Raw genomic sequence first — 11,759 nt, 5'->3', positions numbered from 1 at the left:
TTAAGCTCCTGTTAATGTGCGCGTTTCACGTAGTGGCTGATGCGCCAGCCACTCGGCATGACTGGCTTCATCCAGCACTTTCTTCATATACAGTGTGATATGTCCTTTGCCGAGATCGGTTTCATGCATCGGCTGAAAACCGCGCTTCAGATACATTGCGCGTAGCCACGGATGGCTGGTGGCGGTGCCCAGCGACACCGCAGGCGCTTTCAGTTCGCCACGCAGCACCTCCTGTTCCAGCCAGTTAAGCAGCTGGTTGCCGTAACCCTGGCCGTTAAACGCCGGATGGGCGCCAAACCAGCCGATGTGCGGCAGGCCAAAAGGCCCGGGCAGCGGTCCCCAGGGATAACGAATGGTTACCGAAGCGACCATCTGCTGATCGATAAACAGGGCGTACACCCCATGCTGCTGCAGATGGCGCGTGACTTTCGCCAGATCCGCCGTCGCAGCATCAAAATGAATTCCCAGCGCTTTAACCGGGGCATAAGCCGCCAGCATCAGCGCCAGATAGTCATCATGGTCGGCAGTGGTAAGCGCACGGTAGTGTGCTGTCATGGGGTAAATTCCTCTTGCGGCGATAAATGACCGGACTGACGGGCAACGTTAATCACCTCATCGACTTTTTGCGGCGCGCTGCCGATGTAATTGGCCGGATCGAGCCAGCGCTCCAGCTCGGCCCCGGTGACGCTGGCGGCGATCAGCGGCTGTTCCAGCAACACCGCCTGGAAAGCGCGCTGCTGCTCCCAGGCCTGCATGGCGCACTGATAAATCAGATGATGCGCGCTCTGTTTGCCGAGTTTTTTGCCGATTTCAAACATCACTTTTTCCGATAACAACAGACCCTCCTGCATTTGCAGATTGGCCAGCATGCGCGGCTTATTGACGGTGATATCCGGCAACACAGTGCGCGCGCTCTGCAACTGGGCGGAGAGATAGATGCAGATCTCCGGCAGCGCCAGCCACTCTGCACGCCAGCTCATCGCATCGCGTTCGTGTTCAACATGCATCGAGTGATAAATCAGACTGGCGCTGCTCAGCAGCGGCGCGGTTAAGCTGGCTAATCCTTCCAGCGCCGCCGGATTGCGTTTATGCGGCATGGTGGTGGAGCCAATTTTACCGATGCTGAACGGCTCTTCGATCTCGCTGATTTCTGTGCGCATCAGGTTATAGAGTTCGTTACCGATTTTGCCCAGCGTACCGCTAATCAGCACCGCGACGGAGGCAAATTCGGAGAAGCGATCGCGTGCCGCCTGCCAGCCAATATTCGGGGTGTTTAATCCCAGCTGTTGCAGCGCCAGACGTTCAACCTGCGGACCTGCCTCGCCCAGCGCGGCATGGGTGCAAATCGCGCCACTGAGATTACCGGTCAGCAGACGGGGGGCAATCTGTTGCAGACGATCAAGATGACGGATAAATTCATCCAGCCACACCGCGACCTTAAAACCAAAGGTGGTCGGCTGCGCCTGCATACCGTGAGTGCGACCGGCCATCAGGGTGTACTGGTGCTTTTTCGCCAGCTGGATCAGGATTTCACTCAGCGCCGCACAGTCGCGCACAATGATCGCCAGCGCCTGCTTCAGCTGTAACACCGTGGCGGTGTCGACAATGTCCTGGGTGGTGACGCCGTAATGAATATATTCGCCGGCCTCGCCGCACTGCTGCTGTAGCGCCTTTAGCGTCGGCATCAGTGAATGCTTCATCTGCGCCGCGGCACTGGCAATGGCGTCAATATCCAGCAGGCTGGCATCCGCCCGGCTGGCAATCGCGTCGGCCGCCTGTTGTGGAATAATGCCCAGCTCACCTTCGGCCGTCGCCAGCGCGACTTCCACCCTGACCTGTTGCGTCAGTCGGTTATGCTCTGACCAGATATTCCGCATTTCCGCTGTGCCAAAATTATTGCCAATTAAAAGATAATCGATTGGATGTGAGGCCATTTATATCTCATTATTTTAAGGGTTAATTAAAAGGTGTGGGAAGACGTAAGTTAATACCGTTTCCGCTACCTGAAATTAGCCTTAGTTGCCCCTATCATTTCTTTGATCCAGCACAGCGCGCAAGTGTTTTACTGGCTATAGCTGAATTTCATCTATGCTTTTGCGAATTTATGGAAAGCAAATAACCAGTCTGTTATTGCTTATTTTTTAATTTCTCGTAGCATGATGAAAAAGAACTATTTCCCAGACTGTCTGCACCCTGATTGTCCCTCTTTAATTAGGTCATATTCTTTCTCTCTGCCGGGAACGGGATTTTTGCGCCCGTTATTTTATGAATAAATAAACAGGTTATTATCGTGCTTGCCATAAAATCACCGCACAGTTATTACCAACAGGCCGGTCTGGTTGCCCGGGTGGGTGAATATATCGCGCCACTGGCGACCCGCATCGCTATTATCACCAGCCCTCAAGCCTGGCTGGCGGTTAACCCGCAGCTGGAAGCCAGCCTGCGCCAACACAACATTGATTATCAGATCGATTTCCTCGCTGGCGAGTGCAGCGATACAGCGGTTGATCATCATCAGGCACGCACAGAGCAGTATGGCGCGACCCTGGTGCTGGGGATTGGCGGTGGCCGGGTAGTGGATTGCGCCAAAGCGGTGGCTAACCGTTTTGCTCAGATGGAACTGGTGACCCTGCCGACGGTGGCCGCGACCTGCGCCGCCTGGTCGCCGGTCAGCATCATCTATAACCCGCAAGGCGGGCAGGAGCGCAGCGTACCTTTAGCACGGATGCCTGCGATGGTGCTGGTCGACCCGGAAGTGATTGCGCAGACCGATGTGCGTTTTCTCAAGGCCGGCATTGTTGACGCACTGGCCAAGTGGTACGAATTTGTCCCTTATCAGCAGCAAGATCCTGACAGCCTGTCGCTGAAGCTGAAAGTTCAGGCGGCGCGGATGGCGGTCGAGGTGTTTGAGCAATATGGCGCTGAAGCGGTACGAGATAATCAGCGGCATACAGTGACACCGGCGCTGATCAAGGTGATTGACGCCAATATCGCGCTGGCCGGGCTGGCCAACAGTATGCGCGATGAAACCCCGACGCCTGGCGTGGCCCATGCGATTCATAACCGTCTCACACACCAGCCGGAACTGCATGACTGGCTGCATGGCGAAAAAGTGGGATTCTGTCTGCTGGTGCAGTCGCTGCTGGAGAGCCAGAACGGTCAGCCCGATGAAAAACTGCTGGCGTTGCTGCGTCAGTATGATGCGCCGCTGACGTTGTCACCTTTGCAGGGCGATCGCGCCGCCATCCTGGCGACCATTGCGCAGGAAGTAAAATTCTCTGCCGCCAATGCTGCCCGTTTACCTTTCTCCCTTGCCGCCAGCGCCATTGAACAGGCGCTGCTGGCAACCGATCGCGCTTTTTGATTTTTAAGGATCGAATATGTCTGATACCTCAACAAGCCGCCGCCAGCTGCGCCTTGGACTCTTTGTGCAGCCGCTTGGGCACCATGTCAGCGGCTGGCGTATGACGCAGCAACTCGGCTCGCCGACCGATATTGAATGGCTGACGTGGATTGCGCGCAAAGCCGAAGAAGGCACCTTTGATATGTTTTTTGTCGGCGATGCGCTGGCGACCAGCGTCTATCGTCTGCCGTCAACCATGGCGCGTCTGGAGCCGCTGACGCTGTTATCTGCACTAGCGGTGCAGACCAGACATATCGGGCTGGCGGCTACCGCCTCAACCACCTTTAGCGACCCGTTTAATCTGGCGCGTATTTTCTCCTCGCTGGATCATATCAGTCACGGGCGTGCAGCCTGGAATGTGGTGACCTCGTTTTCCACCGATGTGGCGCGCAATTTTAGCCGTGACGATATGCCGAGCCATGCGGAGCGTTATGCCACTGCCCATGAATTTCTTGAGGTCACCTTTAAGCTGTGGCAGGGCTGGCAGGAAGGCGCGGTGCAGCCGGACAAAGAGAGCGGGCAATATTTTGTCAATGAGAAGATCCAGCCGATCAACCACCAGGGCAAGCATTTCCAGGTGCAGGGACCGCTGAATATTACCCGCTCGCCGCAGGGCCGTCCGGTGATTATTGAGGCGGGATCCTCAGCCGATGGACAGAAACTGGCGGCGGCCACTGCCGAAGTAGTGTTTACCGCTGCCGCCACGCTGGAAGAAGCACAGACTTTTTACCGTTCGCAGAAACAGCTGGTGGTGGATGCCGGGCGCAATCCCGATCATGTGCTGATCCTGCCGGGCGTAATGCCGATTGTCGGTCGCAACCGTGAAGAAGCCTGGGCGACCTGGCGTGAACTTAATCAGCTGGTGGATATCGATAACGGTATCAAACAGCTCTCCACTCGCTTTGGCATGGATTTAAGTCAGTTCCCGCTGGATGGCCCGGTGCCGGAAGCGCCGAATATTGAAGGGGGACAGAGCCGGGTGAAACTGCTGACCGATTTAGCCGAGCGCGAAAATCTGACGCTGCGTGAACTGGCGGCAATCGCCGCCGGATCCCGAGGTCACCGGGTGCTGGTCGGCACTGCCGAAGAGATCGCCGATGATTTCCAGCACTGGCTGGAGCAGGGCGGCGCCGATGGCTTTAATATCATGCCAGCGATTATGCCGGAGCAGCTGTCGCTGTTTGTCGAGCTGGTGATCCCGGAGTTAAGACGTCGTGGTCTGTTCCGTGAGGAGTACCAGTACAGCACGCTGCGGGAAAACCTTGGCCTGCCGCTCAGTTAATTCCGGGTTTTATTGACGAGCGGCGAGAATACCCCCCCCCTTAAAATGTAGGGGCGGCGTTCTCGCCGCCCGTGCCGATGATTCCCACGAAATGAGATGACGGCGTTCTCGCCGCCCGTGCCGATGATTCCTACGAAATGAGATGATGGCGTTCTTGCCGCCCGTGCCGATGATTTGCAGTATGGAGGAGTAACCTGTGACCCTGGTATTATCACAACGAGTGCAACGCGTCTCGCTGTCCGCCAATGCGGCGGCGCGGGAGCGCACCCGCAGCCTTCAGCAAGCGGGCGTCGATATTATTGATCTCACCATTGGTGAGCCGGATTTCGACACGCCAGAACATATTAAGCTGGCGGCGCAGGCGGCCATTGCACGCGGTGAGACCAAATATACGCCGATTCCCGGTGTACGCGCGCTGCGTGAAGCTATTCAGCAGAAGTTACAGCAGGAGAATCAGCTGACCTTTGGCATCGAGCAGATTATGGTGGCCAATGGCGCTAAACAGGTGATTTTCAATGCGTTTGCCGCGACGCTGAATCAGGGGGATGAGGTGATTATCCCGGCGCCGTACTGGCCAACGTTCCCCGACAGCGTGCGCTTTAATGGCGGTACGCCGGTGATTGTGCCATGCCATCTGGAACAGGGTTATAAGCTGCAACCGCAGCAGCTGGCGGCGGCGATTACACCGCAGACGCGCTGGCTGGTGCTGAATAATCCGGGCAACCCAAGTGGCGCGCTCTATTCTCGCGCTGAGTTACAGGCGCTGGCGGAGGTGCTGCGTCAGCATCCGCAGGTGTGGCTGCTGCTGGATGAACTGTATGAGCAGATTTTGTTTGACGGTCAGCAGCACTGCGGCCTGTTAAATGCCGCTGACGATCTTAGCTCACGTACGTTATTGGTGGGTGGAGTATCGAAAACCTATGCGATGACCGGCTGGCGTATCGGCTTTGGCGCCGGACCACAGCCGCTGATTAAGGCGATGGTGGTGGTGCAGTCGCAAATCAGTTCTGGCGCCAGTTCAGTCAGTCAGGCTGCGGCACTGGCGGCGTATAGTGGCGGACTGGCATTTCTGACGCCGCAGATTAGCGCTTATCAGCAACGCCGTGATCGGTTAGTGGCTATCTTGCAGGATATCGACGGCGTTGAGTTGCAGTCGCCGGATGGCGCCTTTTTCCTGTTCTGCCGCTGCGCAGGATTGATTGGGCGCATTAAGCCGGACGGCACACGACTGGAAACTGAAGCGGATGTGCTCGACTATTTCCTTGAAAACGGGGTGTCGGGGGTGGCTGGCAGCGCTTATGGCCTCTCTCCCTATTTCCGTTTGTCGACGGCAGCCGACGAAACCAGCGTGGTTGAGGCCGGGAAGCGAATCGCCGCTGCCTGCGCCGAATTACGCGTAACTCTATGATTCTGCCGCCCTTCAGCCATTCTGGTTGCGGGCGGTGTTCGCATGCTGTGTCGAACTTTTAGGCGTTCGCACTGCCTTTGTGAACAAAGGACTTGCCATCATTTTCGAACAAGGCCATAATAGCGTCCATTCCTGATAGGGGAATGGTTAAAAACCTTTTTTAATCAAGAGGTTAGAGATCGAGTTTGGGTCTCAGGTTGTAAAAAAAAATGATTTTTGCTGTTTACAGCAACCAGTTCCAAAGCGGGAATAGCTCAGTTGGTAGAGCACGACCTTGCCAAGGTCGGGGTCGCGAGTTCGAGTCTCGTTTCCCGCTCCAAAATATGATTTTGCTGTGTTACAGCACACCAGTAGTTCCTAAGCGGGAATAGCTCAGTTGGTAGAGCACGACCTTGCCAAGGTCGGGGTCGCGAGTTCGAGTCTCGTTTCCCGCTCCAGTTTTCTTCCTACCTTTTCCAGATGAATTATCCACAGCGATAACCCACCTGCGCATCCGTATGTTTCCAGATTGTCAAAAACTTTTAAACAGAGTTATCCACAGCTGTACTGTTTTTCTTCGCGATTGAACTTATCAGCATTTTCTTACATATACTTATTACTCTGCTGAATTTAAAAGAAAAATTTTTATGTCAATTTGTTAACTGGATCACTTATTGAGCCTGTGACAGTTGAATGACAACGCTTTTTTATTTTTATTCACAGCGTGTGGAAAACGTTTTTCTGTCCGCAGCGCAACTATTTGTCTGTTTATGCATCACGCGGTAATCCCTTCTCAATGGCGCGAACCAGTCGTTTTTGCTGTGGGCGTTGTACTTCAATCCTGTGCTCGGCACGTTTGTTCTGCTGCTGACTGATAGCCCAGTGGATATGTTCATCCAGCATCGCGTTTTCACCCAGTCGCGATTCAAGCAGGGTGATGATTTCATTATCCCAGGGCGCATTACCCAGCGCTACCGCTACATTGCGCAACCAGCGCAGATGGCCGATGCGGCGTATTGCCGATCCTTCGGTAATACGTAAAAATTTCGTTTCATCCCAGGCAAAAAGCTCGGTTAGCGGCGGGGCATGCAATATTGCGCGTGGGCTGAAGTCATCTTCATCCGTCAGCTGGCCATAGCGGTTCCATGGACAAATCAGCTGGCAATCATCACAGCCATAGATGCGGTTGCCAATCAGCGGGCGAAATTCTTCCGGGATCGCGCCTTCCAGCTCAATCGTCAGATACGAGATACAGCGTCGCGCATCGACCACATAGGGTTCGACAATCGCGCCGGTCGGGCAGGTAGTGATGCAGGCAACGCAGCGGCCACAGTTCTCTTCCTGCGGCTGATCCACCGGTAGTGGAATATCAATTAACAGCTCGCCAAGAAAAAACCAGGAACCTGCTTCACGATTAAGTATCAAAGAGTGTTTGCCGGTCCAGCCTAAACCGGCTTTGGCGGCCAGCGGACGTTCCAGTATCGGGGCAGAGTCGACAAACGGCCGATATTGCGTGTCGCCGCAGCGTTCGCGGATCATATCGCCAAGCTTTTTCAGGCGATTGCGCAATACTTTGTGATAATCACGGCCCAGCGCATAACGACTAACATATCCCATACGCGGATTTTTTAGCGTACTGGCAAACGCCGCTTTGGCAGGCAGATAGTTCATCCGCACGCTAATCACGCGCAGCGTGCCGGGCAGCAGTTCATGCGGACGGGCGCGCATCATACCGTGGCGCGCCATCCAGTCCATTTCGCCGTGGTACTGTTTGTCCAGCCATGCCTGCAGGCGCGGCTCTTCCGCGGTTAAATCGGTATCACAAATACCGACCTGCTGAAAACCGAGCGAGAGTCCCCACTGTTTTATATCTTGAGCAAGCTGATGGAGATCGAGAGGATGCGACATGACTGACCATAACCAAAAAGAAAACCAGCGCAGTTTACCACACTCTGTCTGGCCTGCGCAGGCGCTGAGCCAACTGGAGATCAGCGCCGCCGATACCCTTGGCATTACGCTGTTCGAGCTGATGCAGCGCGCCGGTGGCGCAGCCTTTGAACATATTCGCCGTCGCTGGCCTGCGGCGCAGCACTGGCTGATTTTATGCGGCCACGGCAATAACGGCGGTGATGGTTATATCGTCGCGCGACTGGCGCAGGCGGCAGGGTTTGAGGTGACGCTGCTGGCCTGTGAAGGCAGTAAAGCGCTGCCGGAAGAGGCGCAGGCCGCGCGCGATGCCTGGCTGGCGGCGGGCGGGGTGATCCACGCCGCTGATGCTCTCTGGCCAGAGCGGGTTGAGGTGATTGTTGATGCGCTACTGGGCACCGGGATAAACCGTGCGCCTGAAGTGCCTTACGATGCGCTGATTAAGAAAGCTAATCAGCATCAGGCGCCGGTGTTTGCCGTTGATATCCCTTCCGGTTTGCAGGCCAGCAATGGCGTTGCCAGTGGTGAGGTGATTACGGCGGCGGAGACGCTGACATTTATTGCGCTGAAGCCCGGCCTGCTAACCGGCAAAGCGCGCGACTATGTCGGTGAATTGCACTATCACGCGCTGGGGCTGGAAAGCTGGCTTAGCGCGCAGCAGGCGCCGATGGCGCGTTACGATGCGCAGTGGTTATCGCACTGGCTGAAACCCCGACGCGCCACGTCCCACAAAGGCGATAATGGCCGCTTATTGATTATTGGTGGCGACCACGGCACCGCTGGCGCCATCCGCATGGCCGGTGAAGCGGCGCTACGCACCGGTGCAGGTTTAGTGCGAGTACTCACTCACAAAGAGAATATCGCTCCGCTGCTGACGGCGGTGCCGGAACTGATGGTGCAGGATTTAACCTCACAAAGCCTTGATGACGGGCTGGAATGGGCCGATGTGATCGTTATCGGTCCCGGTCTGGGGCAGGGGGAATGGGCTAAGAAGGCACTGAAAAAGGTCGAAAACAGCCGGAAACCGATGCTTTGGGACGCAGATGCGCTTAACCTGCTGGCAATCAGCCCGGAGAAGCGTCAGAATCGGGTCATTACGCCGCATCCGGGCGAAGCAGCCCGGTTGCTTAACGTCAAAACAGCTGAAATTGAGAGTGACCGCTTACATGCGGCGCAACGCCTGGTAAAACGCTATGGTGGTGTGGTGGTACTGAAAGGTTCCGGCACCATTATTGCCAGTCAGCAGGGCGAAATCGCCTTTGCCGATGTCGGCAATGCCGGTATGGGCAGTGGTGGTATGGGCGATGTGCTTTCCGGTATTATCGGCGCGCTATTGGGCCAAAAGCTCGCGTTGTATGATGCTGCCTGTGCCGGTTGTGTAGTCCATGGCGCCGCCGCCGACGCCAGAGCCGCACATTATGGTACGCGCGGGATGTTAGCGACCGATCTGATTTCCGAGCTGTACCTGTTTGTCAATCCTGAGATCTCGAATACTAAAGCATGAATACCAGTGTTATCGCATTGCCCGATGAGGCAGCCACCCTTGAACTGGGGGCCCAACTGGCCCGCGTCTGCGACAGCGCGGCGGTCATCCATCTTTATGGCGATTTAGGTGCCGGTAAAACCACCTTTAGTCGCGGATTTTTACAGGCGCTGGGTCATCAGGGCAATGTGAAAAGCCCGACCTACACGCTGGTGGAACCCTATACGCTACCCACGCGTACGGTTTACCATTTTGATCTCTATCGGCTGGCCGATCCTGAAGAGCTGGAGTTTATGGGCATTCGTGACTATTTCGCTGAAGATACCCTTTGTCTGGTGGAGTGGCCGCAGCAGGGGGAAGGCGTATTGCCGCCACCTGATTTAGCCCTGCATTTACACTATCAGGCGCAGGCGCGCCTGGCGGAAATCACCGCCGTTTCTCCTGCAGGCGTGCGTATGTTGCAGCAGTTCACCGCGAACAAGGACCGCTCATGATGTTTCGCGTTAAAGTAGCGTTTATTCTGGCATGTTGTCTGTTTTCATTTTCTTCATTTGCAGCAAATCTGTCTGATATTCAGGTCTCCAATGGTGACAGCCAGGCGACGGTGACACTGAGTTTTAACGGGCAGCCGGTATATGGTTTCTTCCCGCTCAGCAAACCCGACCGGGTGGTGCTGGATATTCGTCAAAGCGGTGTGATTCAGGGGATCCCGCTGAATTTTAGCGGCGACAATATCGTGAAGCGCATCCGTTCCAGTACGCCAAAAGACAATAAAAGCATTCGTCTGGTGTTTGAACTGACCCAGCCGGCGCGTACCCGCGCGATAACGCAACGCAACGGCAGTCATTACAATGTGGTGTTCACCATCAATGGCACGCAAACCGCGAAACGCAGCAGTTCGCGTGCGGCGGAGGTGAGTAGTGCAACGCGCAATCCGGTGACCTCGACCGCCCCGGCGGAACCGGTCAGTAATCCGTTTGATGGCAATAAAGTCACAGCGGTGACCAGCGGCAATACGCGCGCGGCGCCGGGCCGTCGCGCCAGCGCTAACGATACTGTGGTGGTGGCGATCGATGCCGGACACGGCGGGCAGGATCCGGGTGCGATTGGCGCTAACGGCCTGAAAGAGAAGAATGTCACTATCGCCATTGCGCGTAAGCTAAAAGCGCTGCTGAATGACGACCCGATGTTTAAAGGGGTGTTAACACGCGATGGCGACTACTTTATTTCGGTAATGGGCCGCTCGGACGTGGCGCGTAAGCAGAATGCCAATGTGCTGGTGTCGATTCACGCTGACGCCGCGCCAAACCGCAGCGCCTCCGGCGCATCGGTCTGGGTGCTGTCGAACCGTCGCGCCAACAGTGAGATGGCTAACTGGCTGGAGCAGCATGAGAAGCAGTCAGAGCTGCTGGGCGGTGCCGGTGACCTGCTGGCTAACAGCCAGGCTGACCCCTACCTGAGTCAGGCGGTGCTGGATCTGCAGTTTGGTCATTCGCAGCGCGTCGGTTATGACGTGGCGGTAAAAGTGATTGCTCAGTTACAAAGTGTCGGTTCACTGCATAAACGCCGTCCTGAGCATGCCAGCCTTGGCGTGCTGCGTTCGCCAGATATTCCGTCTCTGCTGGTGGAAACCGGCTTTATCAGTAACCCTTCGGAGGAGCGACTGCTTGGCAGTAGCGCGTATCAGGAGAAGATTGCCCAGTCGATTTATAAAGGACTGCGTAACTACTTCCTGTCACACCCGCTACAGTCGTTCCCAAAGGAGGAAAACCGACCGTTGCAGTCAGCAGCGGCGGTTAATGTCGAGGCAAACAGTGCGCCAGCGGGCACCATATACAGCGGCGCTACCACGCGCCATGTGGTGCAGCGCGGTGAAACGCTGTCCGGTATTGCTGCGCGCTATGGCGTCAGTATGGCGACCATGCGTTCGCTGAATAATCTGAAAAAAGATGGCGTCTGGGTCGGCCAGCGTTTGAAAGTGCCGGCAGGTAGCGCCAGTACTGCCGCTGCCAGCAGTAAACCGAAAAAGCATAAAGTGGTGCGCGGTGACTCACTGACGGCAATTGCCGCCCATTATGGCGTCAGTTCGAAAGCCATTATGCAGGCGAATAATATGAAGAGCGCCAATGTGATGCTGGGGCAGACGCTGACGATACCGGCTTCATAAACGCTCTGATTCACTGTAGGGGCGGCGTTCTCGCCGCCCGTGGCGTACTGCATTGTTGTTGGATGGGAGGCGAGAACGCCTCCCCTACGGTTAGCCCGAGTCATAATACAA

9 protein-coding genes and 2 tRNA genes are annotated in these 11,759 nt (G+C 55.9%); 8 read left to right on the top strand and 3 right to left on the bottom strand.

What is annotated here, in order from left to right; translation table 11 throughout:
- Together N5923_RS13415 and purB are read right to left on the bottom strand one after the other, a co-directional pair.
- Nucleotides 1-555: a GNAT family N-acetyltransferase gene (locus N5923_RS13415; protein ID WP_267142932.1), complete on the bottom strand. Its 555-nt coding sequence runs from the start codon at nucleotides 553-555 to the stop codon at nucleotides 1-3.
- Nucleotides 552-1,934, bottom strand: a complete 1,383-nt coding sequence (gene purB, locus N5923_RS13410; protein WP_267142933.1) for an adenylosuccinate lyase — start codon at nucleotides 1,932-1,934, stop codon at nucleotides 552-554. The genes N5923_RS13415 and purB overlap by 4 nt, the downstream gene beginning before the upstream one ends.
- A gap of 356 nt (nucleotides 1,935-2,290) precedes the next feature.
- Here purB and N5923_RS13405 point away from each other — a divergent pair, with 356 nt between their 5' ends.
- The 5 genes from N5923_RS13405 to N5923_RS13385 all read left to right on the top strand — a co-directional run bounded on the left by N5923_RS13405 (nucleotide 2,291) and on the right by N5923_RS13385 (nucleotide 6,530).
- Entirely contained in the window at nucleotides 2,291-3,364 is a 1,074-nt protein-coding gene (locus N5923_RS13405) for an iron-containing alcohol dehydrogenase family protein (RefSeq protein ID WP_267142934.1), read from the top strand.
- 16 nt (nucleotides 3,365-3,380) lie between these two features.
- Nucleotides 3,381-4,685 (top strand): LLM class flavin-dependent oxidoreductase, encoded by a 1,305-nt coding sequence (locus N5923_RS13400; protein ID WP_267142935.1) that lies wholly within the window; start codon nucleotides 3,381-3,383, stop codon nucleotides 4,683-4,685.
- A 196-nt stretch (nucleotides 4,686-4,881) separates the two neighbouring features.
- On the top strand, nucleotides 4,882-6,093 hold the full coding sequence (locus tag N5923_RS13395; RefSeq protein ID WP_267142936.1) for an aminotransferase class I/II-fold pyridoxal phosphate-dependent enzyme: 1,212 nt from the start codon (nucleotides 4,882-4,884) through the stop codon (nucleotides 6,091-6,093).
- Nucleotides 6,094-6,336: 243 nt separating this feature from the next.
- Nucleotides 6,337-6,412 (top strand) — tRNA-Gly (locus N5923_RS13390).
- 42 nt (nucleotides 6,413-6,454) lie between these two features.
- Nucleotides 6,455-6,530, top strand: a tRNA-Gly gene (locus N5923_RS13385).
- Between the two features lie 310 nt (nucleotides 6,531-6,840).
- Here the strand turns inward: N5923_RS13385 and queG are convergent.
- Nucleotides 6,841-7,980, bottom strand: coding sequence for a tRNA epoxyqueuosine(34) reductase QueG (gene queG, locus N5923_RS13380; RefSeq protein ID WP_267142937.1), 1,140 nt, complete (start codon nucleotides 7,978-7,980; stop codon nucleotides 6,841-6,843).
- On the opposite strand from queG, the gene nnr reads away from it, so the two are divergent.
- Genes nnr through amiB form a run of 3 tightly spaced genes read left to right on the top strand, consistent with a single transcriptional unit; the run spans nucleotide 7,979 to nucleotide 11,648 of the window.
- Nucleotides 7,979-9,502, top strand: a complete 1,524-nt coding sequence (nnr, locus tag N5923_RS13375; protein ID WP_267142938.1) for a bifunctional ADP-dependent NAD(P)H-hydrate dehydratase/NAD(P)H-hydrate epimerase — start codon at nucleotides 7,979-7,981, stop codon at nucleotides 9,500-9,502. The two genes, queG and nnr, sit on opposite strands and share 2 nt — an antisense overlap.
- Entirely contained in the window at nucleotides 9,499-9,975 is a 477-nt protein-coding gene (tsaE, locus tag N5923_RS13370) for a tRNA (adenosine(37)-N6)-threonylcarbamoyltransferase complex ATPase subunit type 1 TsaE (protein ID WP_267142939.1), read from the top strand. Before nnr ends, tsaE begins: the two co-directional genes overlap by 4 nt.
- Nucleotides 9,972-11,648 carry an N-acetylmuramoyl-L-alanine amidase AmiB gene (gene amiB / locus N5923_RS13365; protein ID WP_267142940.1) on the top strand — a complete coding sequence of 559 codons (1,677 nt, stop codon included), beginning with the start codon at nucleotides 9,972-9,974 and terminating at the stop codon, nucleotides 11,646-11,648. The genes tsaE and amiB overlap by 4 nt, the downstream gene beginning before the upstream one ends.
- The last annotated feature ends 111 nt before the right edge of the window (nucleotides 11,649-11,759 follow it).

Origin of the sequence: Winslowiella arboricola (assembly GCF_025527015.1) — a bacterium.
Taxonomy (GTDB): Bacteria; Pseudomonadota; Gammaproteobacteria; order Enterobacterales; family Enterobacteriaceae; genus Erwinia; species Erwinia arboricola.
Note: the sequence above shows the minus strand (reverse complement) of the source record. Positions and strands in the feature narration are given on the sequence as shown.